We start from the raw sequence: 24,322 nt of genomic DNA on the forward strand, positions 1-24,322 counted from the left end.
TATTACACCGCGGTCTGGAAAATCACACCATCGGCTTTCTCAGTATACTGAGACAACTGGTCGAAGTTCAGATAACGGTAAGTATCCACCGCCGTCTTATCAACCTGCGCCACATAGGTCTGATATTCTTCCGCCGTCGGCAGTTTGCCAATCAGCGCCGCAACCGCCGCCAGCTCCGCAGAAGCCAGGTAGACGTTCGCCCCGGTACCTAAACGGTTCGGGAAGTTACGGGTAGAGGTCGAAACCACCGTTGCGCCGTCAGCCACACGCGCCTGGTTACCCATGCACAGCGAACAGCCAGGGATCTCAATACGCGCACCGCTCTTACCAAACACGCTGTAGTAGCCTTCTTCGGTCAGCTGCGCCGCATCCATACGGGTTGGCGGAGCCACCCACAGACGCGTCGGCAACTGGCCTTTGTGTGCATCCAGCAGTTTACCCGCCGCACGGAAGTGGCCGATGTTGGTCATGCAGGAGCCGATGAAGACTTCATCGATCTTCTCGCCCTGCACGTCAGACAGCAGACGCGCGTCGTCCGGATCGTTCGGTGCACACAGGATTGGCTCTTTGATATCCGCCAGATCGATGTCGATCACCGCCGCGTATTCTGCGTCAGCGTCGGCTTCCAGCAATTGCGGATCCGCCAGCCATTTTTCCATCCCCTGCACACGACGCTCCAGCGTACGGCGATCGCCGTAACCTTCAGCGATCATCCACTTCAGCAGAACGATGTTAGAGTTCAGATACTCAACGATCGGCTCTTTGTTCAGTTTGATGGTACAACCGGCAGCGGAACGTTCAGCGGAGGCATCGGTCAGTTCGAACGCCTGCTCCACTTTCAGATCCGGCAGACCTTCGATTTCGAGGATGCGGCCAGAGAAGATGTTTTTCTTACCTTTCTTCTCAACGGTCAGCAGACCCTGTTTGATCGCGTACAGCGGAATGGCGTGTACCAGATCGCGCAGGGTAATCCCCGGCTGCATTTTGCCTTTGAAACGCACCAGAACGGATTCCGGCATATCCAGCGGCATCACGCCGGTCGCAGCAGCAAACGCCACCAGGCCAGAACCCGCCGGGAAGGAGATGCCAATCGGGAAACGAGTATGGGAGTCACCGCCGGTGCCGACGGTATCCGGCAACAGCATGCGGTTCAGCCAGGAGTGGATTACGCCATCGCCCGGACGCAGCGACACGCCGCCACGGTTCATGATGAAGTCCGGCAGAGTGTGGTGCGTGGTCACGTCAACCGGCTTCGGATACGCGGCAGTGTGACAGAAGGACTGCATCACCAGGTCAGCAGAGAAGCCCAGGCACGCCAGGTCTTTCAGTTCATCACGGGTCATCGGGCCGGTGGTATCCTGAGAACCCACAGAGGTCATCTTCGGTTCGCAGTACGCGCCCGGACGGATACCTTTCACACCGCAGGCGCGGCCCACCATTTTCTGCGCCAGAGAGAAACCGCGGCTGCTTTCCGCCACGTCTTTCGCCTGACGGAATACGTCGCTGTGCGGCAGTCCCAGCGCTTCGCGCGCTTTGGTAGTCAGGCCACGACCGATGATCAGCGGAATACGGCCACCAGCGCGCACTTCGTCGATCAGCACATCAGTTTTCAGCTCAAAGCTTGCCAGCAATTCGCCGGTTTCGTGGTTACGCACTTCTCCTTTGAATGGGTAAACGTCAATCACGTCGCCCATGTTCATGTTCGAAACGTCCACTTCGATTGGCAGTGCGCCCGCATCTTCCATGGTATTGAAGAAGATCGGTGCAATTTTGCCGCCGAGACACAGACCGCCGCCGCGCTTGTTCGGTACATGAGGGATATCATCGCCCATGAACCACAGTACGGAGTTGGTGGCAGATTTACGCGAAGAGCCGGTACCAACAACGTCACCCACATAAGCCAGCGGGTAGCCTTTTTTCTGCAGTTCTTCAATCTGTTTGATCGGACCTACCGCGCCCGGCTGGTCCGGTTCGATACCTTCACGGGCGTTTTTCAGCATCGCCAGCGCGTGCAGAGGGATATCCGGGCGAGACCATGCGTCCGGTGCCGGAGAGAGGTCATCGGTGTTAGTTTCACCCGTCACTTTAAACACGGTAACGGTGATTTTTTCAGCCAGAGCTGGACGGTTCAGGAACCATTCGGCATCGGCCCAGGACTGCATTACCTGCTTCGCATATTCGTTGCCCGCTTTGGCTTTTTCTTCTACATCGTAGAAGTTATCGAACATCAGCAGCGTTGAAGAGAGCGCTTTGGCGGCAATCGGCGCCAGTTTTGCGTCGTCAAGCGCGTCGATCAGCGGATGAATGTTGTAACCACCCTGCATGGTGCCCAGCAGTTCAATGGCTTTTTCTGGAGTCACCAGCGGGGAGGTGGTGTCGCCTTTCGCGACGGCAGCGAGAAAACCCGCTTTAACATAAGCGGCTTCATCTACGCCAGGAGGAACGCGGTTGATCAACAGGTCTAACAGGAATTCTTCTTCGCCCACAGGCGGGGTCTTCAGCAGCTCGACAAGTGCGGCCATTTGGGTTGCGTCTAACGGTTTTGGCACAATCCCCTGGGCAGCACGCTCAGCTACGTGCTTACGGTATTCTTCTAGCACGACGATATCTCCTCGCTCTCATTGTCATAATGCGGCGCTTTTGTAGATGGGCGATTCTCTTCACGCTCCTGTGAGACAGTAGTTAGTAGGGTAAATGCCCGGTACCGCGTAAGGCACAATAACAGGATTTTCATTAAGTGTTAATCCGTTTACAAAAAAGCAACATAAAAAATTGGCTGAATCGTTAAGAATGGTGTAGCGACAAGGCGGGGCGTAATTTGGGTTCCCTAAAAACGATGTGAAATGGTTGATTTTCAAGCGCGACATGCTGAATATTCCAGCGATTTTTCAGCCATCAGATATAATTGTGTAATAAATCTTCACACTCTTTTTCCGGACCTGTCGGGTGAATCCCCAATAAAAGTCAAAACTATCTAACACGGGTGAATAATACTCGCGGCAACAGAACGCCTCACGGCACAGCGCTTGTCTCGTTGGAGTCATTTTATGAAGTTGCCCTTTAAGCCACATCTGCTTGTCCTTCTGTGCAGTGCCGGGCTGTTTGCCGCCTCTGGCGTGATGTTCGTTAAAAGTCGCGCAACGGAGCCAGCAGCTCCAGCCCCCGTCGCACAGCAACCGTCCGCACCGGCTCCAGCTCCCGTAGCGGCCCCTGCCCCGGCCGATCAACCAGCGCCCACCGCAGCCCCTACGTACACATCGGCACAAATCGATCAGTGGGTTGCGCCTATCGCGCTCTATCCGGATTCACTGCTGTCGCAAATTTTGATGGCCTCAACCTACCCGGCCAACGTCATCCAGGCCGCGCAGTGGTCAAAAGACAATCCCAAAATGCAGGGTGATGCCGCCATTCAGGCCGTTGCTAGCCAACCCTGGGATCCCAGCGTGAAATCGCTGGTGGCGTTTCCACAGCTGATGTCGCTGATGGGTGAAAATCCGCCGTGGGTACAGAGCCTGGGCGATGCATTCCTTGCGCAGCCGAAAGAGGTTATGGATTCCGTTCAACGCCTGCGTGCGCTGGCGCAACAGACCGGAGCGTTGCAATCAACACCGCAGCAGACTGTTACCACCGTGGCCAAAGCAGCTCCGGCTAAAACCGTTACCAGCGAGTCAACGACCACAACAGCCACGACCGCCGCCTCAGCAAGCCCAACGGTAATCAAAATTGAATCCGCCGACCCGCAGGTAGTTTACGTTCCCACCTATAACCCAAATACGGTTTACGGTACCTGGCCGAACACCGCCTATCCGCCAACCTATCTACCGCCAACGCCCGGCGAGCAGTTTGGCAACAGCTTCGTTAACGGTTTAGGCTTCAGCCTCGGCGTCGCCACAACTTATGCCATCTTCAGCAATATTGACTGGGATGACGACGATGACTGGGATCACCATCATAACGATGACTGGGATAACCATGGCGGCTATAACCGCAACGGTGATAACAACATCAATATCAACGTAGATAACTTCAATAAAATCAGTGGACAGCGTCTGACGGATGCCAACCGTACCTGGCAGCACAACCCGGCCTATCGCGAAGGGGTGCCGTACCCTAATAGCCAGCTCAATAACCGCTTCCACTCCACTAACACGGCTACGGGCCTAAGCTCAACCCAGCAAAGACCGGTCAACCGTGATAGCCAGCGTCAGGCAGCGTTGAGCCAGATGGAAAAATCAACGGGGAAAACCTTCCCCCAGACGGCGCGTACGGGAACGAAAGACGCCCAGCGTCAGGCATCCAGCCAACAACTAAAGCAAATTTCCCAGCGTAATAACTACCGTGGTTACGATACCAAACCGCAAACGGCAAAACGGGCAAACGCTCAGCAACATGAACATCGCCAGGCCGCCACTCAGCGACAAGAGAAACGGGTCACGCAACCAGCGCAGCAACGCAACGTGCAGCAGCGCAATCTTCAACAGCGTACCAGCCAGCCGCGGGCCAATGCGCTGAGCGGCAACGACAGTCGCTCCGCCAGTTGGCAGGCGCAGCAGCAGCGAGGGGCTCAAAGCAGGCAGGTCGCCCGCAACCAGCCATCTCGCCAGCTATCCGGCGACCGTGCTGAACACCGTGAATTCCGTCATCGTTAAGGGAAGCGACATGAAAAATAAACTACTCAGTGGAATGGTGTTATTCATGGTTTCGACCACCGCGATGGCACAGCAATCCTTCAGCACACCAGACCAGGCGACCGATGCCCTGGCAACCGCGATAAGCGAGCAGAATGAAAGCGCGATGAACAACCTGCTCGGGGAAAACTGGCGCGAGTTTCTGCCACCGGAAGGCGTCGATCCTGATGCAGTTGATCGCTTCCTGCGCGACTGGAAGGTCTGCCATAATACCGTCATCGACGGCAATACCGCACACCTGGTGGTCGGGGACAGCGACTGGCAACTGCCGATCCCGGTTGTTAAAACCGCTTCCGGCTGGCAATTTGATATCAAGGAAGCGGCTGAAGAGATCCTGACCCGTGAGATTGGGCGCAACGAACTTGCGGCTATTGAAGCATTACACGCCTATGTAGATGCTCAGCAAAGCTACTTTGCGATGAACCAAAAATACGCGCAAAAGATTGTCAGTTCTGAAGGGAAAAAAGATGGTCTGTACTGGCCTGTTTCGCCCGGCGAAGCGCCAAGCCCGCTTGGCCCGGCCTTTAGTCCGCAGGAGCCTGGCACGGGCTATCACGGCTATCGTTTCCGTATCCTTCCCGATAAAACCAGCGGCTTTGCGATGGTTGCCTGGCCCGTCAGCTACGATCACACTGGCGTTATGAGTTTTATGATTAACGGTGATGATAAAGTCTATCAGGCCGATCTCGGCGCTGATGCACAGCAGAAAGCCGAGGCGTTAACCGCATATCATCTGGATAAAAACTGGCAGCCCGTAGCGCCCTGAATGCCAGTCAAATAGTGAGTTGACCGGGGCTCCGGCCAACTCACGAGAGATTACAGGATGTTAGCGACGGATTTCGCCAGCTGCGCTTCCAGAACCGGTTTCGCTTCTTCGAACTTCAGGTTCACTTTGTTGGCATTAGACACAACGCGGGTCTGGTATTTTGCGCGATCGCCCTGCGCGCTGCAGGTTTGCAGCTTGATACCGGACGTGCCCTGGCGCAGTGCGGCAACGTTACCAGAACTGGTAGCTTTCAGGCAAAAAAAACGCCTCCGAAGAGGCGTTTTCACAAAAGCGGGAAGATTACTTTTTCTTCGCTTTCGGGTTTGGCAGGTCGGTGATGCTACCTTCGAACACTTCTGCCGCCAGGCCCACAGACTCGTGCAGAGTCGGGTGCGCGTGGATGGTCAGCGCGATGTCTTCAGCATCACAACCCATTTCGATCGCCAGACCGATTTCACCCAGCAGCTCGCCGCCGTTGGTACCGACAATCGCACCACCGATAACACGGTGAGATTCTTTGTCGAAAATCAGTTTAGTCATACCGTCTGCGCAGTCGGAAGCGATAGCACGACCAGAAGCAGCCCACGGGAAGGTGGCGGTTTCGTAGCTGATGCCTTTCTCTTTCGCTTCTTTCTCCGTCAGGCCAACCCATGCTACTTCTGGTTCAGTGTAGGCGATGGATGGGATAACTTTCGGATCGAAGTAGTGTTTCTTACCGGCGATAACTTCAGCGGCAACGTGACCTTCGTGAACACCTTTGTGCGCCAGCATCGGCTGACCGACGATATCGCCGATAGCAAAGATGTGCGGCACGTTGGTGCGCAGCTGTTTGTCAACGCGGATGAAGCCACGGTCATCAACTTCCACGCCAGCTTTACCCGCGTCGAGGTTTTTGCCGTTCGGTACACGACCGATAGCCACCAGCACCGCATCGTAACGCTGAGCTTCAGCAGGCGCTTTTTTGCCTTCCATGGAAACGTAGATACCGTCTTCTTTCGCTTCAACGGCGGTCACTTTGGTTTCCAGCATCAGGTTGAATTTCTTGCTGATGCGTTTGGTAAAGACTTTAACCACGTCTTTATCGGCCGCCGGGATAACCTGGTCAAACATTTCAACCACGTCGATCTCTGACCCCAGCGCGTGGTACACGGTACCCATTTCCAGACCGATGATACCGCCGCCCATTACCAGCAGGCGCTTAGGAACAGTTTTCAGTTCCAGTGCATCGGTGGAATCCCACACGCGCGGATCTTCATGCGGAATGAATGGCAGTTCGATCGGACGGGAACCCGCCGCGATGATCGCGTTGTCAAAGTTGATCACGGTTTTGCCGTTTTCACCTTCAACTTCCAGGGTGTTCGCCCCGGTAAATTTACCCAGACCGTTAACCACTTTCACTTTACGGCCTTTGGCCATACCCGCCAGACCGCCGGTCAGTTGAGTGATAACTTTTTCTTTCCAGGTACGAATCTTGTCGATATCGGTTTTCGGCTCGCCAAAAACGATACCGTGTTCAGCCAGCGCTTTGGCTTCTTCGATAACTTTTGCTACGTGCAGCAGCGCTTTAGAAGGGATACAGCCGACGTTCAGACAAACACCACCGAGGGTGCTGTAACGTTCTACGATGACGGTCTCCAGACCTAAATCTGCGCAACGGAAGGCAGCAGAGTAACCTGCAGGGCCTGCCCCAAGTACCACGACCTGAGTTTTGATTTCAGTGCTCATCATGACCTCTTAATTTATACCCGTCGTCCACCGGGTCGTTCTATCCGCCCGTATTTTACAAAATTGTTAACAATTTTGAAACAACAAACGGCAACCGATTTGTCTTTCGCACAATAACCTCACTGACTTCATGAGATTACCAGAAAAAAGCCGGCCGTCGGGCCGGCTTTTTCGCTTACATCACCAGGCGGCGAATGTCAGACAGCATGTTGTTGATGATGGTGATAAAGCGCGCACCATCAGCACCGTCGATTACGCGGTGGTCGAAGGAGAGCGAAATCGGCATCATCAGACGCGGCATAAACTCTTTACCGTTCCACACTGGCTCCATAGAGGACTTGGAGACACCGAGGATAGCCACTTCCGGCGCGTTCACAATCGGCGCGAAGTGGGTCGTGCCCAGGCCACCGATGCTGGAGATGGTGAAGCAACCGCCCTGCATTTCGCCAGCGGTCAGCTTGCCATCACGCGCTTTCTTGGAGATGGTGGTCAGTTCACGAGACAGCTCGGTAATGCTCTTCTTGTTCACGTCTTTGAAGACCGGAACAACCAGACCATTCGGCGTATCTACCGCAACACCGATGTTGATGTATTTTTTCAGGGTCAGACGCTGACCGTCTTCAGACAGAGAGCTGTTGAAGCGCGGCATCTGTTCCAGAGCGGCGGCAACGGCTTTCATGATGAAGACCACTGGCGTGAATTTCACATCCAGTTTACGTTTTTCAGCTTCGGCGTTCTGCTGTTTACGGAACGCTTCCAGATCGGTGATATCGGTCTTGTCGAAGTGAGTAACGTGCGGGATCATCACCCAGTTACGGCTCAGGTTAGCACCAGAGATTTTCTGGATACGGCCCAGTTCCACTTCTTCGATTTCACCAAACTTGCTGAAGTCCACTTTCGGCCAAGGCAGCATGCCCGGAATACCGCCGCCTGCTGCTGCCGGAGCAGCTTCAGCACGCTTGATAGCGTCTTTCACGTAAGCCTGAACGTCTTCACGCAGGATACGACCTTTACGGCCAGAACCTTTCACTTTCGCCAGGTTTACACCGAACTCGCGCGCCAGGCGACGAATCAGCGGCGTTGCATGAACGTAAGCGTCGTTCTCAGCGAACTCAGATTTACCTTCCGCTTTCGCGGCCGGAGCTGCGGCTGGTTTAGCAGCCTGAGCCGGTGCAGCTGCAGAGGCTGGAGCAGCCGCGGCAGCAGGAGCAGCAGCAGGTGCTGCGCCTTCAACTTCGAAGATCATAATCAGAGAACCGGTTTTGACTTTGTCACCGGTGCTGATTTTGATTTCCTTCACGGTGCCCGCGAACGGTGCCGGAACTTCCATCGACGCTTTATCGCCTTCAACGGTAATCAGTGACTGTTCAGCGGCAATTTTATCGCCCACTTTAACCATCACTTCAGTGACTTCAACTTCGTCACCGCCGATATCCGGAACGTTAACCTCTTTCGAGCCAGAAGCTGCCGGAGCCGCCGCTGCTGCTGGAGCTGCCGCCTGAGCCGGTGCTGCAGCAGGCGCTGCGCCTGCAACTTCGAAGACCATAATCAGAGAACCGGTAGACACTTTGTCGCCCGTGTTGATTTTGATCTCTTTAACGGTGCCCGCGAACGGCGCCGGAACTTCCATCGACGCTTTATCGCCTTCAACGGTGATCAGAGACTGTTCAGCCGCAACGGTGTCGCCCACTTTAACCATAACCTCGGTAACTTCGACTTCGTCACCGCCGATGTCCGGTACGTGTACTTCTTTCGCCGCTGCCGCAGCAGGTGCTGCTGCCGGAGCTGCTTCTTTCTTCTCTTCTGCCGGAGCAGGTGCAGCGGCTGCTGCACCATCGGCGGAATCGAAAATCATGATCAGTTTGCCGGTCTCAGTTTTGTCGCCAACAGAGACTTTGATCTCTTTAACGATACCTGCCTGAGGAGACGGAACTTCCATAGAGGCTTTGTCGCCTTCTACGGTGATCAGCGACTGTTCAGCTTCAACTTTGTCGCCTACTTTGACCAGAATCTCGGTGATTTCAACTTCATCAGCCCCGATGTCCGGTACATTGATTTCGATAGCCATTATTCTTTTACCTCTTACGCCAGACGCGGGTTAACTTTATCTGCATCGATGTTGAATTTGATGATTGCGTCAGCAACCACTTTCTTATCGATTTCGCCACGTTTAGCCAGTTCGCCCAGGGCCGCTACAACCACATAAGAAGCATCAACTTCGAAGTGGTGACGCAGGTTTTCACGGCTGTCAGAGCGACCGAAGCCGTCAGTACCCAGTACGCGATAATCATCAGCCGGTACATAAGTACGAACCTGTTCGGCAAACAGTTTCATATAGTCAGTAGATGCCACTGCCGGAGCGTCGTTCATCACCTGAGCGATGTACGGAACGCGCGGAGTTTCCATCGGGTGTAGCATGTTCCAGCGTTCACAATCCTGGCCATCACGCGCCAGTTCAGTGAAGGAGGTTACGCTGTAAACGTCAGAACCTACACCGTAGTCGTTCGCCAGGATCTGTGCTGCTTCACGCACGTGACGCAGGATAGAACCGGAGCCCAGCAGCTGAACTTTACCTTTCTTACCTTCGAGGGTTTCGAGTTTGTAGATACCTTTACGGATACCTTCCTCGGCACCTGCTGGCATTGCCGGCATGTGGTAGTTTTCATTCAGCGTGGTGATGTAGTAGTAAACGTTCTCTTGTTTCTCACCGTACATACGCTCCAGACCATCGTGCATGATGACCGCAACTTCGTACGCGTAAGACGGATCGTAAGAGATACAGTTCGGGATAGTCAGAGACTGAATATGGCTGTGACCATCTTCGTGCTGCAGACCTTCGCCGTTCAGCGTCGTACGACCAGAAGTTCCCCCTACCAGGAAGCCGCGAGCCTGTTGGTCGCCTGCCTGCCAGCACAGGTCACCGATACGCTGGAACCCGAACATGGAGTAGTAGATGTAGAACGGAATCATCGGCAGATCGTTGGTGCTGTAGGAGGTCGCAGCAGCCAGCCAGGATGCGCCAGCACCCAGTTCGTTGATGCCTTCCTGCAGGATCTGACCTTTCTCGTCTTCTTTATAGTAAGCAACCTGCTCACGGTCCTGCGGGGTGTACTGCTGACCGTTCGGGCTGTAGATACCGATCTGACGGAACAGACCTTCCATACCGAAAGTACGCGCTTCGTCAGCGATGATCGGAACCAGACGATCTTTGATCGACTTGTTCTTCAGCATCACGTTCAGGGCACGAACGAAAGCGATAGTGGTGGAGATTTCTTTGTTCTGCTCTTCCAGCAGCGCACCGAAGTCTTCCAGAGCAGGCAGTTCCAGCTTCTCGGTGAAGTTCGGCTGACGAGCAGGCAGATAGCCGTGCAGTTTCTGACGCTGAGCGTGCAGATAAGTGTGCTCTTCAGAACCTTCCGGGAAGGTGATGTAAGACAGGTTTTCAACCTGCTCATCGGTCACAGGAACGTTGAAACGGTCGCGGATATAACGCACGCCGTCCATGTTCATTTTCTTAACCTGGTGAGCGATGTTTTTACCTTCGGCGGTGTCACCCATGCCGTAACCTTTGATGGTATGAGCCAGGATTACAGTTGCTTTGCCTTTGGTTTCCTGCGCTTTCTTCAGTGCAGCGTAGACTTTCTTCGGATCGTGACCACCACGGTTCAGAGCCCAAATCTGCTCGTCAGTCCAGTCAGCAACCAGGGCTGCGGTTTCCGGGTATTTACCGAAGAAGTGCTCACGTACGTATGCGCCATCTTTGGATTTAAAGGTCTGGTAGTCGCCGTCAACGGTTTCGTTCATCAGTTGGATCAGTTTACCGCTGGTATCTTTACGCAGCAGCTCATCCCAACGACCGCCCCACATGACTTTGATAACGTTCCAGCCAGCGCCCGCGAAGATGCCTTCCAGTTCGTTAACAATCTTGCCGTTACCGGTGACCGGACCGTCAAGACGCTGCAGGTTACAGTTGATAACAAAGACCAGGTTGTCCAGTTTCTCACGGGTCGCGATGGTGATTGCACCCTTAGATTCTGGCTCATCCATTTCGCCGTCGCCCAGGAAGGCGTAAACGGTTTGTTTAGAGGTATCTTTCAGGCCACGGTGTTCCAGATATTTCAGGAATTTAGCCTGGTAGATTGCACCGATTGGGCCCAGACCCATAGATACGGTCGGGAACTGCCAGAATTCCGGCATCAGTTTCGGGTGCGGGTAGGAAGACAGGCCTTTGCCATGTACTTCCTGACGGAAGTTGTTCATCTGCTCTTCAGTCAGACGACCTTCCAGGAATGCGCGAGCGTAGATGCCCGGAGAGATGTGGCCCTGGAAGTAAACCAGATCGCCGCCATCCTGTTCGTTGCGTGCACGGAAGAAGTGGTTGAAGCAAACATCATACACCGTTGCGGAGGACTGGAAGGATGCCATGTGGCCACCCAGCTCGAGGTCCTTTTTAGACGCGCGCAGTACGGTCATGATGGCGTTCCAGCGGATAGCAGAACGAATACGACGCTCCAGCTCCAGATTGCCCGGGTATTCCGGTTCATCTTCAACGGCAATAGTGTTTACATAATTGCTGGCCCCAGCACCTGCCGCTACTTTCACGCCGCCTTTGCGAGCTTCTGAAAGCAGTTGGTCGATCAGATACTGAGCACGCTCAACACCTTCTTCACGGATGACCGATTCGATCGCCTGTAGCCAGTCGCGAGTTTCGATCGGATCCACGTCATTTGGGAAACGTTCTGACATGGGGGTATTCCTTATCTATCTAATACGTTGAGTTATCTGGAACCTGTCCCATTACGTTCTCACCAGAGAGCGTAATAAGACAGGTTCTGCGTTTAGTTGCCGCGCCTTTCGATAGCGCTTGATTTACAACATCTTCTGGTTAACGTTCTGCCAGAAAAATCACTAATTCTTTCGTTGCTCCAGACGGCGTAAGGCGCGTTCACGACGGCTTTCCTCACGGCTCCTGTCCAGCAGAATCTCTTCGATAAACGCCAGGTGACGGTGAGACGCTTCACGCGCTTCTTCAGGCTTCCCGGCGATAATTGCTTCAAAGATGCGGGTACGGTGGCTGCTCACCAGCGGCAGCATCTCGCGACGCGCATACAGCAATTCGAAGTTTTGCCGAACGTTCTGGGCCAGCATCGGCTCCATACACCTTAGCAAATGGAGCAGCACCACATTATGTGCCGCTTCGGTGACAGCAATTTGATACTGGAGTACCGCGTCAGATTCGCCGTCAAGATCGCCGGACTGTTGAGCAAGCTCGATCGCATGGTGGAGTTCACGGATACGCGTTTTGTCTTCATCCGTGCTGCGCAGTGCAGCGTAATAGGCTGCAATACCTTCCAGCGCATGGCGCGTCTCAAGCAGGTCAAACTGGGATTCAGGATGGTCGGAGAGCAGCTCTACTAGTGGGTCGCTAAAGCTCTGCCACAGGCTGCTCTGAACAAAAGTGCCACCGCCCTGACGACGAAGCAGTAACCCCTTCGCTTCAAGGCGTTGGATCGCCTCGCGTAAGGAGGGGCGGGAGACGTCGAACTGTTTTGCCAGCTCGCGTTCCGGTGGGAGTTTTTCTCCGGGGCGAAGTGTCCCCTCAAGAATTAAAAACTCCAGTTGCTGCTCAATCACATCGGAGAGTTTTGGTTGGCGGATTTTGCTGTAGGCCATGATTTCCTGTCTTAAGCCATTTGCCCGGAGTCAATTGGTCTTACCAATTTCATGTTCTTGACGCTAAAGTAACAAAGTATTCACCTTCTGTCCATACAGGTTTTGATTGAAATCAGTAAAGGGGGCATATTTTAACAACATTACAGAAATAACGTTTCAAACATGTAACTATGCACAAATGTTAAATTTACCCACCACGGGGTAGTTTTAACGGAATTGAAACGAAAAAATATCTCATCTGAACCGATTCACCTGATTATTTATCGACACATTAGCCACAATTAGTGAATAAAAATTCAAAATGGAAATTTTGTGGTAGATAAACTCGCATTTACAAATGGTTTCTTTTTATTCAACTCGTCATCTTGCCCGCATAAAGCAGGTGCATTCGCGCTCGCATATCATTATTCTGATCAAGACAAAAGCATTGAGGCAACATTTTATCTAAAGCATCTGTAAACAAATAAATACAACAAACGGAATTGCAAACTTACACACGCATTGCTGCGTAGTTCAAAAAATAAGTACTCGAAATATGAAGAGTAAAACCACACACGAGGTTTAATGATGGAAAGTCAACAGTATGGCGATCAGCTCAAGCGCGGTCTTAAGAACCGCCATATACAGCTAATCGCGCTGGGTGGCGCGATTGGTACCGGGTTATTCCTCGGTAGCGCATCCGTTATCCAGTCTGCAGGACCGGGTATTATTCTGGGTTACGCAATTGCCGGCTTTATCGCCTTTTTGATTATGCGTCAGTTAGGTGAAATGGTGGTTGAAGAGCCGGTTGCAGGCTCCTTTAGCCACTTTGCTTATAAATACTGGGGCGGTTTTGCGGGCTTCTCTTCTGGCTGGAACTATTGGGTACTGTACGTCTTGGTTGCCATGGCTGAACTGACTGCCGTAGGTAAATACATCCAGTTCTGGTATCCGGAGATCCCCACCTGGGTTTCTGCTGCAGCCTTCTTCGTGCTGATCAACGCCATCAACCTGACCAACGTGAAAGTGTTTGGGGAAATGGAGTTCTGGTTCGCCATTATCAAAGTCATTGCCGTGGTTGCGATGATTCTGTTCGGCGGCTGGTTGCTGTTTAGCGGCAACGGCGGCCCGCAGGCCAGCGTCAGTAACCTGTGGAGCCAGGGGGGCTTCCTGCCGCACGGCTTCACCGGTCTGGTGATGATGATGGCTATTATTATGTTCTCTTTTGGTGGGCTGGAGCTGGTCGGGATCACCGCAGCTGAAGCCGATAACCCGGAGCAAAGCATTCCCAAAGCAACCAACCAGGTTATCTACCGTATCCTGATTTTCTATGTAGGTTCGCTGGCTGTTCTGCTTTCCCTGATGCCGTGGACGCGCGTCACGGCTGATACCAGCCCGTTTGTCCTTATTTTCCACGAGCTGGGCGACACCTTCGTTGCCAATGCACTGAACATCGTAGTTCTGACCGCTGCCCTTTCTGTCTATAACAGCTGCGTATACTGCAATAGCCGTATGCTGTTCGGTCTGGCACAGCAGGGCAACGCGCCAAAAGCGCTAATGAACGTCGACAAACGCGGCGTACCGGTGAACACCATTCTGGTCTCCGCGCTGGTTACGGCTCTGTGTGTACTGATCAACTATCTGGCACCGGAATCCGCCTTTGGCCTGCTGATGGCGCTGGTGGTTTCCGCACTGGTGATCAACTGGGCAATGATTAGCCTGGCGCACATGAAGTTCCGCAAAGCCAAACAGCAGCAAGGCGTTACCACCCGTTTCCCGGCGCTGCTCTATCCGCTTGGTAACTGGGTATGTCTGATTTTCATGGCTGCAGTGCTGGTGATTATGCTGATGACGCCGGGCATGGCGATTTCGGTGTACTTAATCCCGGTATGGATTGCCATTCTTGGCATCGGCTATTTGTGCAAACAGAAAACCGCCAAAGTAGCTAAAGCGCATTAATTCTCCCTCCCCCACCTGCATCAGGTGGGGGTTGTTACCTGCCTCACACTTTCCCACTCACGACTGTTTCGTCCATATCACTGGCGTTATCCTGCAACGCAAAAACACCTCTGCCAGACAATAATTATCTCCATATCTTATTAATGGAGTGCAGTTGATGGAAACCAGTAAGCTCACGGTGAAAGAAAAGATCGGCTATGGAATGGGCGACGCCGGATGCAACATCATCTTTGGCGCCATCATGTTGTTTGTTAACTATTTTTACACAGATATTTTTGGCCTGGCACCGGCCCTGGTCGGCGTGTTACTGCTCTCAGTACGCGTTATAGATGCCGTTACCGACCCTATTATGGGCGCGATGGCCGACCGCACCCGCAGCAAATATGGTCGATTTCGTCCATGGCTTTTGTGGATGGCTTTCCCATACGCATTATTTAGCGTACTCATGTTTACCACCCCTGAGTGGACATATAACAGCAAAGTAATCTATGCGTTCGTCACCTACTTCCTGCTCTCTATCACCTATACGGCGATCAACATCCCTTACTGCTCGCTCGGCAGCGTCATCACTAACGATCCAAAGGAACGTGTCGCCTGCCAGTCATATCGCTTTGTGTTGGTAGGAATTGCAACCCTGCTGCTCTCCCTCACCTTGCTGCCAATGGCGGACTGGTTTGGCGGGGAAGATAAAGCTAAAGGCTATCAGATGGCGATGGCAGTGCTGGCCTTCATCGGCATGTGTATGTTCCTGTTTTGCTTTGCAACCGTCCGTGAGCGCGTACGTCCTGCCGTCCCGACTAACGACGATTTAAAAGCCGACCTGAAAGACGTATGGAAGAACGATCAGTGGGTAAAAATCCTGCTGTTAACCCTATGCAACGTCTGTCCGGGCTTTATTCGCATGGCCGCCACCATGTACTACGTAACCTGGGTTATGCAGCAAAGCACGCAGTTCGCAACGCTGTTTATCAGCCTTGGCGTTGTGGGCATGATGATCGGCAGCATGCTGGCGAAGGTGTTAACCGATCGCTGGTGCAAACTGAAAGTCTTCTTCTGGACCAATATCATCCTGGCGATTTTCTCCGGCGCGTTTTACTTCTTCGATCCTAAAGCCACCATGATGATTATGGTGCTTTACTTCCTGCTCAACATTCTGCATCAGATCCCATCCCCACTGCACTGGTCGCTGATGGCGGATGTCGATGATTACGGCGAGTGGAAAACCGGTAAACGTATCACCGGAATCAGCTTCTCCGGCAACCTGTTCTTCTTGAAACTGGGCCTGGCGATTGCCGGAGCGATGGTTGGTTTCCTGCTCTCCTGGTACGGCTACGACGCAGGGGCGAAAGCGCAAAGCGACTCCGCCATTAACGGTATTATGTTGCTGTTTACCATCATACCGGGTGTAGGCTACCTGATTACCGCAGGCGTAGTTCGTCTGCTGAAAGTTGACCGCGAGTTTATGCAACAAATCCAGACAGATTTAGAAAAGCGCCGCGCCAACTACCGTGAACTGAATGAGTACCACGATATAAAAACGACTGAAAACGTAAGGAAAGCCTAATGAATCAGTGGCCAAATCCCTTTATTGAACAGCGTGCCGACCCGTTTATTTTACGTGACGGTAGCCACTACTATTTCATTGCTTCAGTGCCCGAATACGATCGTCTGGAGATCCGCCGGGCGGACTCGCTGGAAGGGTTACGCACCGCTATCCCGGTTGTCGTCTGGCGCAAACCAGAAAACGGCCCCATGAGCCAGCTGATCTGGGCACCTGAGATCCATCGTCTGGCAGGCAAGTGGTACATCTATTTTGCCGCCGCCCACACACAGGCGCTCGACAAGCAGGGGATGTTCCAGCACCGTATGTTTGCGCTCGAATGTGCAGACGCCGATCCGCTGACCGGCCAATGGACAGAGAAAGGGCAGATTAAAACGCAGTTTGATACCTTCGCGCTCGATGCCACCACCTTTAACCATCAGGGAAAACAGTGGTATCTGTGGGCGCAGAAATCCCCCGATATCGCCGGAAACTCCAATATCTATCTCGCCGAACTGGAAAATCCATGGACGATTAAAGGCGAGCCGGTAATGCTCAGTCATCCAGAGTATGACTGGGAATGCCGGGGTTTTTGGGTCAACGAAGGCCCGGCCGTCATGGTTCACGGCGATAAGCTGTTTATCAGCTATTCCGCCAGCGCCACCGATGAGAACTACTGTATGGGATTATTGTGGATTGATCTCAATGCCGATCCGCTCAACCCGCAGAACTGGCACAAATCGCCGCGCCCGGTCTTTACCACCAGCTACGAAAACCGCCAATACGGGCCGGGGCACAACAGCTTTACGCAAACGCCGGAAGGTGAAGATGTGCTGGTGTACCACGCGAGAAATTACACTGAAATCGAGGGCGATCCGCTATACGATCCAAACCGCCACACTCGTCTGAAGCTGGTGCGCTGGAACGAAAACGAGATGCCAGATTTTGGCATCCCACCTGCTGATACGCTTTGAAAGATTGGCCCGCAAGCACAAAGTGACCGGGCCAATCTTTTTTCCTCGACGGATAAGCGCAGCGCCATCCACCAATAATAATGGCTTAAATTAATGTGCCATAAATGGTCAGCACGGCAATGACCACCACCACCACAAACGAGGTCTTCTTCGCCATCGAAACCGCGGCTTTTGGCGTTGCGACTTTATCGGTATGTGGTTCACGTGCCAAAGAAAACTGCGCAAGGCGAGTAAGCACCTGATATTGCGAAGTATGCAGATCCGCCAGCGACGCAAACCAGGCAGGCAACGCCTTCTCGCCGTGCCCCAGCAGCGCATAGACGACACCCGCCAGTCGCACCGGGATCCAGTCCAGCACATGCAGGATCGCATCGATACCTGATTGCAAACGCTGGTGCGGCGTCTGATAGCGCGCCAGCCAAGACTGCCAGGCACGTAGAAAGGCATAACCCACCAGCGTCACCGGTCCCCACGGGCCACCGACAATCAGCCAGAATAACGGCGCCAGATAAAAACGAAAGTTGTTCCATAACAGCGCGTTCTGCAGTTCGCGCAAGAACTCACGCTCATCGCACTCAGGCGGAATCCCATGAATCAGGGTCAGCTCGCTGGCCATCGCTTCACGGGCGTGAGCGTCATCGCGAGCAGCCGCGTTCAGATAGGCATGATAATGAAGACGCGTCTTGCCAGCGCCGATGCACAGCAAACCAATTAAGATCCACGCCACCAGCAAAGGCACGTTAAACAACAGGCCTTGAAGTGCGCGCAGCAGCAGGAACGTCACCCCCATCGCAATAAGGGCCATGCCTACCGTACGCATCATCGAAAAATGCTTCACCCGGCGGAAAAAAGCTTCAACCCGGTGATCAAGCTGCCAGTGCTCACCCAGCTTAAACAGGCGTTCAACAATCAACACCAGTAATGTTGTAAACAGCGTCATGTCATCTCCTTGTGCGACGAGGGGGTGACCAGGGCGCGAAACCTTGCCCAGTCAAAAGAGGGCCCGGGATCGGTCTTACGCTCGGGCGCAATATTGCAATGTCCTGTCATGTTGTTGGCAATGGCCGGATAACGCGTAATCAGGGCATTCGTCACGGCTGCCAGTTGCTGATACTGCGCATCGGTATAAGCCAGCGTATCCGTCCCTTCCAGCTCAATACCAATTGAGAAATCATTACAGCGTTCGCGGCCTTGATAGTTCGACACGCCAGCATGCCTGGCGCGTTTATCAAAGGGGACATACTGCACGATTTCACCGTCACGGCGAATTAAACAATGTGCCGAAACGCGCAAATGGGCGATCCCGGCAAAATAAGGATGGGCATTGGGATCAATCGTGCCCGTAAACAGCGCATCGATCCACGGGCCGCCAAACTCGCCAGGCGGCAGGCTGATATTATGCACCACCAGCAGAGAAGGGTTTTCGTCATCTGGGCGGCAATCGTAATGAGGAGAGGGAACGCATCGCGCCTCTGCCAGCCAGCCCTCGTCTAACAACATGCAGAATCTCCTTATTGGTGGTGCTCATATCAGGTTCAGGGTAGCATGTTTCCACCTTATGATTCGTTAGCAATTTGGAGTTTTATCATGCCGCCTCGCCGCTATAACCCTGACTACCGACGTGACGCGCTGTTGGAACGCATAAATCTGGATATCCCTGCCGCTGTAGCTCAGGCGCTGCGTGAAGATTTAGGCGGAGAAGTTGATGCCAATAACGATATCACCGCACAGCTTTTACCCGCGGAGATGCGCTCCCACGCCACCGTGATCACCCGCGAAGATGGCGTTTTTTGTGGAAAACGTTGGGTGGAAGAGGTCTTTATTCAACTGGCTGGCGATGATGTCAACATCACCTGGCATGTCGAAGATGGCGACAGCATTAAGGCCAATCAGCCGCTATTTGAACTGGACGGCCCTTCCCGCGTGCTGCTAACCGGCGAACGTACCGCGCTTAATTTTGTACAGACGCTTTCGGGTGTGGCGAGCGAGGTGCGTAAATATGTCGACCTGCTGGCGGGAACAAAAACCCAACTGCTGGATACACGTAAAACTCTGCCGGGGCTGCGTACCGCGCTGAAATACGCCGTATTATGCGGCGGCGGCGCGAATCATCGTCTGGGCCTTTCTGACGCTTTCCTGATTAAAGAAAACCACATTATTGCTTCAGGTTCGGTACGTCAGGCCGTTGAAAAAGCCTTCTGGCTGCACCCGGATGTGCCGGTTGAAGTCGAAGTAGAAAGCCTGGATGAACTGGACGACGCGCTGAAAGCAGGGGCCGACATCATCATGCTCGATAACTTCGAAACTGACCAAATGCGGGAAGCGGTAAAACGCACCAACGGCCAGGCGCGTCTGGAAGTGTCGGGTAACGTCACTCATGAAACTCTGCGCGAATTTGCTGAAACCGGCGTGGATTTCATCTCTGTTGGCGCGCTGACCAAGCATGTTCGCGCGCTCGATCTCTCTATGCGTTTTCGCTAATTACTGATGGTTTAGCCCGATAGTACTTTCACTTATCGGGCCCATCACGCCGGTTTTTCTATCGGCCGGATAAGCGTTTACGCCGCCATACGGCTGTTTCTTCGAGCCTCTTCGCAAATACGTTGTCTGACTCTGTAATTTCATAAAAATCCTCGGAACCCGCCTTCCCGTTCTGTTTTTTGCCTCTCGCCGTGACCCCGAGCGTTTGCCAAAGTAGCGCCAGCTAACTCAAGGAGCGAACGATGGACAAGCAACGAGGCTTCACACTTATCGAACTCATGGTGGTCATTGGCATTATTGCCATCCTTAGCGCCATCGGTATTCCGGCTTATCAAAACTATCTGCGCAAAGCCGCGTTAACAGACATGCTGCAAACCTTTGTTCCCTATCGCACGGCGGTTGAGCTCTGTGCGCTGGAGCATGGCGGAACAACAACCTGTGATGCCGGAACGAATGGCATCCCTTCTCCAGCCACCACCCGTTATGTCTCAGCCATGAGCGTTGAAAAAGGGGTGGTCAGCCTCAGCGGACAAGAAAGCCTGAACGGGTTAAGCATCACCATGACGCCGGGTTGGGACAATGCCAACGGTATTACCGGCTGGAGCCGTAACTGCGTTATCCAGAATGACAGCGCATTGCAACAGGCCTGTGAAGACGTTTTCCGTTTCGATATCAATTAAGGAAAAGAGATGAATACCACCCAACTTACGGCGCTGTGCCAACGTCATCAGGGAATATTACTGGATGCAGACAATGAAGTGGTGCACATCGCCGTCGTGGACGCTCCATCCCACGAATTGCTGGACGCACTGCATTTTGCCACCACCCGACGTATCGACATCGTCTGCTGGACGCGTCAACAAATGGAAGGCCACACGCATACGCCACAGAAAATGCTCCCGGCAGTGGTCACGAAAAGCAGCGCCAGCGCAGCAGATTTGCTGAATCAGACGTTTCAATCCGCCCTGGTGCAACGGGCTTCTGATATTCATTTTGAGCCAGCGGAAAATCACTATCGAATCAGATTACGTGTGGATGGCGTACTGCATGCTTTACCGGACGTCACGACCGAGATGGGTATCGCCATCACTGCCAGACTAAAAGTTTTAGGCAGTCTGGATATTGCCGAGCACCGACTTGCGCAAGACGGCCAATTTACCGTTGAGATTTCAGAAGAGCCGGTCTCGTTTCGCATCGCCACCCTGCCCTGTCGTTTCGGCGAAAAAGTGGTGCTACGGCTACTGCATCAGGTCGATCAAGCGCTGGAAATCACCGCGCTGGGAATGCAGGACGCGCAGTTGGCAGCATTTTCACAAGCGTTGCAGCAGCCTCAGGGGCTGATTCTGGTCACCGGACCAACCGGAAGCGGTAAAACGGTCACGCTGTACAGTGCGCTGCAGACCCGAAACACTCCGGACGTTAACCTCTGTAGCGTGGAAGATCCAGTCGAGATCCCGATTGCAGGTCTTAACCAAACACAAATTCATCCACGTGCCGGTCTCACTTTTCAGGGAGTATTGCGCGCGCTGCTGCGTCAGGATCCCGACATTATCATGGTGGGTGAAATCCGTGATGGCGAAACGGCCGAAATAGCCCTTAAAGCCGCACAAACCGGTCATCTGGTTCTATCAACACTGCATACCAATTCCACTACAGAAACACTTATACGCTTGCAGCAAATGGGGGTTGCACGCTGGATGATCGCCTCCGCGCTGACGCTCGTTATTGCGCAGCGGTTGGTGAGAAAATTGTGTCCCCATTGCCGACAACGTCTGGAAACGTCGATCATGCTCCCGGAAGCGATCTGGCCTACGCCACTGCCTAGTTGGCAGGCTCCGGGCTGCCAACATTGCTATCACGGATTTTATGGCCGTACGGCATTGTTTGAAGTTCTCCCCGTTACACCTGCATTGCGCCAGAGCATCGCCAACGGTACGTCCGTAGACGGAGTGGAATCGAATGCTCAGCAACTGGGGATGAGCACGCTTTTCGAAAATGGTTGCAAGGCCGTCGAACAAGGGTTAACAACATTTGAAGAGTTGGTACGCGTACTGGGCATGCCCCATGTCAGCTAAACTGCTTTGGCGCTGGCAAGGTATTAGCAACGAAGGTAATCCACTGGAAGGCGTACTTTGGGCCGATACCCGCCCCTCATTGATACTTGCTCTCGAGCAACGGCATATTACGCCGCTGCGCATTAATCGTATGCGTGTAAAAGCCTCACAATGTAGCCGTGAAAAAAGCGCTGAAACCATACATCAACTGGCGACGTTGCTGAAAGCAGGGCTAACACTCTCGGCAAGTTTAGCTTTGCTGGCTGAACAGCATCCCAGCAGCCAATGGCAAGCGCTACTGCGCACGCTGGCTCACGATATGGAACAGGGTATTTCTCTCTCCACCTCGCTATCTCAGTGGCAACACGTTTTTCCGCCTCTTTATCAGGCAATGATCCGTACCGGAGAGCTTACGGGTAAGCTGGACGACTGCTGCTTTGAACTCGCCCGCCAGCAAAAGAATCAACAGCAACTGGCGGATAAAGTTAAAAAAGCTCTACGCTATCCGATTTTCATTATCACGATGGCGGTGATGGTGGTGTTCGCGATGCTGCAGTTTGTACTCCCTGAGTTTGCCGCTATTTACCAGTCGTTTAACACCCCGCTACCGGCACTCACTCAGTGGATTATTGCCATCGCGCATTTTAGCAGCCAATGGGGATGGCTGGCGGGAGCATTCAGCCTGGTAGTGGGTGCGGCATATCACCTGATGAAGCAGAAGCCATACTGGCTCACTCTGCGCCAGAAATTGCTGCTCGGCTTCCCGGTCATAGGACCGATGGTGAGAGGGCAAAAACTCACGCAGATCTTCACTGTTCTGGCGTTAACGCAAAATGCAGGTATTCCTTTTCTGCAAGGTCTTGAGAGCGTCACTGAAACGCTGGCCAACCCTTTCTGGTCGCAACGCTTAGCGCAGGTACATCACGACATCAGCGCCGGAAAACCGGTCTGGTTAGCGCTAAAAAATTGCGGTGAATTCAGCCCATTGTGCATACAGTTGGTCAGAACAGGTGAGGCTTCCGGCTCGCTGGATACAATGCTGCGTAATCTCGCCCATCACCACGGCGAGAAAACATTGTCTCAGGCAGAGAATCTGGCTGCACTACTAGAGCCTGCGTTACTGGTCATTACGGGGCTGATAATCGGTACGCTGGTCGTTGCGATGTATTTGCCGATTTTTCATTTAGGAGATGCGATGAGCGGGGTGGGATAAATTCAAATGCCGGATGGCGCACAGCTTATCCGGCATGTCATAGTACTACCTGTTCTTACAGGCTATTGAAAACGCGGTTTTCTTGTTCCTGTACACGAATAAACGTTGTACGTTTGGTCAGTTCTTTCAGGCGAGATGCACCGACATAGGTACAGGCAGAACGCAGGCCGCCAAGGATATCGCGTGCAGTGTTATCAACCGGGCCACGCAGAGGCAACTTAACTGTTTTACCTTCCGCAGCGCGGTATTGTGCAACACCACCAACGTGACGCGTCATGGCTGATTCAGAGCTCATGCCGTAGAACAGCATGAATTTCTCACCGTTCTCTTCAACAATTTTGCCGCCGCTTTCTTCATGACCGGCCAACATACCGCCGAGCATAACGAAGTCCGCGCCACCGCCGAACGCTTTTGCCACGTCACCCGGCATTGTGCAGCCGCCGTCACTGACAATCATGCCGCCCAGACCGTGAGCTGCATCGGCACATTCAATAACCGCAGAAAGCTGTGGGTAGCCAACGCCGGTTTTTACACGTGTGGTACATACAGAACCCGGGCCAATGCCGACTTTAACAATGTCCGCGCCGGAAAGTACCAGCTCTTCACACATTTCTCCAGTAACCACATTGCCCGCACAAATTGTTTTTGTCGGCCATGCTTCACGCGCTTTCGACACAAACTGAACAAAATGCTCTGAGTAGCCATTTGCCACATCAATGCAGATAAAGTTCAGCGCCGGGTTGAGCGCCAGAATCTGTTTGGTTTTTTCGAAATCTGCGTCAGAGGTGCCGGTTGAAACCATTACGTGTTTGAGCACATCAGCAGAGCTCTCTGCGATGAAAGCAGCCCAGTCTTCAACAGAATAGTGTTTGTGTACCGCAGTCAGGATGTCGAAGGATGCCAGCGCCGTTGCCATGGCAAACGTCCCGACAGTGTCCATGTTCGCGGCAATAATGGGTACGCCGGACCAGGTCTGACCTGAGTGCTTAAAGGTAAATTGACGTTCCAGCTCAACATCGGAACGGCTTTTGAGAGTAGAACGCTTAGGGCGGATAAGAACGTCTTTGAAACCTAACTTCAGATCTTCTTCGATACGCATGTGCGGATTCCTGGGGTTAATGGCGAAAAATCGAAACTCACAACTCCAGTGACGCTATCATACGCACTAATCAATGCCGCGCAAGACTGCGAAATTCTCTTTTTTTACGCTACAATCCCATAAATTTACCTGGCGAATAGTAGGTTAATCCTGCAGCAACCTCGCCGTCGC

17 protein-coding genes and 1 pseudogene are annotated in these 24,322 nt (G+C 53.2%); 9 read left to right on the forward strand and 9 right to left on the reverse strand.

What is annotated here, in order from left to right; all coding sequences use genetic code 11:
- Positions 1-2: 2 nt before the first annotated feature.
- Positions 3-2,600, reverse strand: a complete 2,598-nt coding sequence (gene acnB / locus HV302_RS20340; protein WP_016151723.1) for a bifunctional aconitate hydratase 2/2-methylisocitrate dehydratase — start codon at positions 2,598-2,600, stop codon at positions 3-5.
- A gap of 447 nt (positions 2,601-3,047) precedes the next feature.
- Between acnB and HV302_RS20345 the strand changes: the two genes are divergently transcribed.
- Positions 3,048-4,649: a DUF3300 domain-containing protein gene (locus HV302_RS20345; protein ID WP_181626508.1), complete on the forward strand. Its 1,602-nt coding sequence runs from the start codon at positions 3,048-3,050 to the stop codon at positions 4,647-4,649.
- A 10-nt stretch (positions 4,650-4,659) separates the two neighbouring features.
- Positions 4,660-5,454, forward strand: coding sequence for a DUF2950 family protein (locus HV302_RS20350; protein WP_131351776.1), 795 nt, complete (start codon positions 4,660-4,662; stop codon positions 5,452-5,454).
- A 50-nt stretch (positions 5,455-5,504) separates the two neighbouring features.
- Here the strand turns inward: HV302_RS20350 and traT are convergent.
- The 5 genes and pseudogenes from traT to pdhR all read right to left on the reverse strand — a co-directional run.
- Positions 5,505-5,696 (reverse strand): annotated as a pseudogene (gene traT / locus HV302_RS20355) (complement resistance protein TraT); the annotation flags it as partial.
- Between the two features lie 58 nt (positions 5,697-5,754).
- Positions 5,755-7,179 carry a dihydrolipoyl dehydrogenase gene (lpdA, locus tag HV302_RS20360; protein ID WP_003018686.1) on the reverse strand — a complete coding sequence of 475 codons (1,425 nt, stop codon included), beginning with the start codon at positions 7,177-7,179 and terminating at the stop codon, positions 5,755-5,757.
- Positions 7,180-7,354: 175 nt separating this feature from the next.
- Entirely contained in the window at positions 7,355-9,247 is a 1,893-nt protein-coding gene (gene aceF, locus HV302_RS20365) for a pyruvate dehydrogenase complex dihydrolipoyllysine-residue acetyltransferase (protein ID WP_016151718.1), read from the reverse strand.
- Positions 9,248-9,261: 14 nt separating this feature from the next.
- Positions 9,262-11,925, reverse strand: a complete 2,664-nt coding sequence (gene aceE, locus HV302_RS20370) for a pyruvate dehydrogenase (acetyl-transferring), homodimeric type (RefSeq protein ID WP_016151717.1) — start codon at positions 11,923-11,925, stop codon at positions 9,262-9,264.
- A 162-nt stretch (positions 11,926-12,087) separates the two neighbouring features.
- Positions 12,088-12,852, reverse strand: a complete 765-nt coding sequence (pdhR, locus tag HV302_RS20375; protein WP_003018699.1) for a pyruvate dehydrogenase complex transcriptional repressor PdhR — start codon at positions 12,850-12,852, stop codon at positions 12,088-12,090.
- A gap of 564 nt (positions 12,853-13,416) precedes the next feature.
- Between pdhR and aroP the strand changes: the two genes are divergently transcribed.
- From aroP to HV302_RS20390, 3 genes are all read left to right on the forward strand, one after another.
- Entirely contained in the window at positions 13,417-14,790 is a 1,374-nt protein-coding gene (gene aroP / locus HV302_RS20380; protein ID WP_181626509.1) for an aromatic amino acid transporter AroP, read from the forward strand.
- A 157-nt stretch (positions 14,791-14,947) separates the two neighbouring features.
- Positions 14,948-16,354, forward strand: a complete 1,407-nt coding sequence (locus tag HV302_RS20385; RefSeq protein WP_016151715.1) for a glycoside-pentoside-hexuronide (GPH):cation symporter — start codon at positions 14,948-14,950, stop codon at positions 16,352-16,354.
- Positions 16,354-17,304: a glycoside hydrolase family 43 protein gene (locus HV302_RS20390; protein ID WP_181626510.1), complete on the forward strand. Its 951-nt coding sequence runs from the start codon at positions 16,354-16,356 to the stop codon at positions 17,302-17,304. The genes HV302_RS20385 and HV302_RS20390 overlap by 1 nt, the downstream gene beginning before the upstream one ends.
- Before the next feature lie 85 nt (positions 17,305-17,389).
- On the opposite strand, the gene ampE is transcribed toward HV302_RS20390, so the two are convergent.
- On the reverse strand, positions 17,390-18,244 hold the full coding sequence (gene ampE, locus HV302_RS20395; protein ID WP_016155697.1) for a beta-lactamase regulator AmpE: 855 nt from the start codon (positions 18,242-18,244) through the stop codon (positions 17,390-17,392).
- Entirely contained in the window at positions 18,241-18,804 is a 564-nt protein-coding gene (ampD, locus tag HV302_RS20400) for a 1,6-anhydro-N-acetylmuramyl-L-alanine amidase AmpD (RefSeq protein ID WP_181626511.1), read from the reverse strand. Before ampD ends, ampE begins: the two co-directional genes overlap by 4 nt.
- 87 nt (positions 18,805-18,891) lie before the next feature.
- Between ampD and nadC the strand changes: the two genes are divergently transcribed.
- The 4 genes from nadC to hofC all read left to right on the forward strand — a co-directional run bounded on the left by nadC (position 18,892) and on the right by hofC (position 23,052).
- Complete coding sequence (nadC, locus tag HV302_RS20405; protein ID WP_016151711.1) at positions 18,892-19,785, forward strand: carboxylating nicotinate-nucleotide diphosphorylase; 894 nt, start codon at positions 18,892-18,894, stop codon at positions 19,783-19,785.
- 242 nt (positions 19,786-20,027) lie between these two features.
- On the forward strand, positions 20,028-20,465 hold the full coding sequence (gene ppdD, locus HV302_RS20410; protein ID WP_016151710.1) for a prepilin peptidase-dependent pilin: 438 nt from the start codon (positions 20,028-20,030) through the stop codon (positions 20,463-20,465).
- Between the two features lie 9 nt (positions 20,466-20,474).
- The gene (gene gspE / locus HV302_RS20415) at positions 20,475-21,860 is read left to right on the forward strand and encodes a type II secretion system protein GspE (protein ID WP_181598586.1); all 1,386 of its coding nucleotides are present in this window, start codon (positions 20,475-20,477) and stop codon (positions 21,858-21,860) included.
- On the forward strand, positions 21,850-23,052 hold the full coding sequence (gene hofC / locus HV302_RS20420; protein ID WP_181626512.1) for a protein transport protein HofC: 1,203 nt from the start codon (positions 21,850-21,852) through the stop codon (positions 23,050-23,052). Before gspE ends, hofC begins: the two co-directional genes overlap by 11 nt.
- Before the next feature lie 55 nt (positions 23,053-23,107).
- Here hofC and HV302_RS20425 read toward each other — a convergent pair whose 3' ends face one another.
- On the reverse strand, positions 23,108-24,151 hold the full coding sequence (locus HV302_RS20425) for a GMP reductase (RefSeq protein ID WP_003829510.1): 1,044 nt from the start codon (positions 24,149-24,151) through the stop codon (positions 23,108-23,110).
- Positions 24,152-24,322: the final 171 nt, after the last annotated feature.

The organism is Citrobacter sp. RHBSTW-00859 (genome assembly GCF_013729795.1).
Taxonomy (GTDB): Bacteria; Pseudomonadota; Gammaproteobacteria; order Enterobacterales; family Enterobacteriaceae; genus Citrobacter; species Citrobacter braakii.

Excerpts from the sequence above, each read along its gene's own strand:
- HV302_RS20345 (WP_181626508.1), top strand. The coding sequence starts at position 3,048 with ATGAAGTTGCCCTTTAAGCCACATCTGCTTGTCCTTCTGTGCAGTGCC.
- HV302_RS20350 (WP_131351776.1), top strand. The coding sequence starts at position 4,660 with ATGAAAAATAAACTACTCAGTGGAATGGTGTTATTCATGGTTTCGACC.
- lpdA (WP_003018686.1), bottom strand. The coding sequence starts at position 7,179 with ATGAGCACTGAAATCAAAACTCAGGTCGTGGTACTTGGGGCAGGCCCT.
- aceF (WP_016151718.1), bottom strand. The coding sequence starts at position 9,247 with ATGGCTATCGAAATCAATGTACCGGACATCGGGGCTGATGAAGTTGAA.
- aceE (WP_016151717.1), bottom strand. The coding sequence starts at position 11,925 with ATGTCAGAACGTTTCCCAAATGACGTGGATCCGATCGAAACTCGCGAC.
- pdhR (WP_003018699.1), bottom strand. The coding sequence starts at position 12,852 with ATGGCCTACAGCAAAATCCGCCAACCAAAACTCTCCGATGTGATTGAG.
- aroP (WP_181626509.1), top strand. The coding sequence starts at position 13,417 with ATGATGGAAAGTCAACAGTATGGCGATCAGCTCAAGCGCGGTCTTAAG.
- HV302_RS20385 (WP_016151715.1), top strand. The coding sequence starts at position 14,948 with ATGGAAACCAGTAAGCTCACGGTGAAAGAAAAGATCGGCTATGGAATG.
- HV302_RS20390 (WP_181626510.1), top strand. The coding sequence starts at position 16,354 with ATGAATCAGTGGCCAAATCCCTTTATTGAACAGCGTGCCGACCCGTTT.
- ampE (WP_016155697.1), bottom strand. The coding sequence starts at position 18,244 with ATGACGCTGTTTACAACATTACTGGTGTTGATTGTTGAACGCCTGTTT.
- ampD (WP_181626511.1), bottom strand. The coding sequence starts at position 18,804 with ATGTTGTTAGACGAGGGCTGGCTGGCAGAGGCGCGATGCGTTCCCTCT.
- nadC (WP_016151711.1), top strand. The coding sequence starts at position 18,892 with ATGCCGCCTCGCCGCTATAACCCTGACTACCGACGTGACGCGCTGTTG.
- ppdD (WP_016151710.1), top strand. The coding sequence starts at position 20,028 with ATGGACAAGCAACGAGGCTTCACACTTATCGAACTCATGGTGGTCATT.
- gspE (WP_181598586.1), top strand. The coding sequence starts at position 20,475 with ATGAATACCACCCAACTTACGGCGCTGTGCCAACGTCATCAGGGAATA.
- hofC (WP_181626512.1), top strand. The coding sequence starts at position 21,850 with ATGTCAGCTAAACTGCTTTGGCGCTGGCAAGGTATTAGCAACGAAGGT.
- HV302_RS20425 (WP_003829510.1), bottom strand. The coding sequence starts at position 24,151 with ATGCGTATCGAAGAAGATCTGAAGTTAGGTTTCAAAGACGTTCTTATC.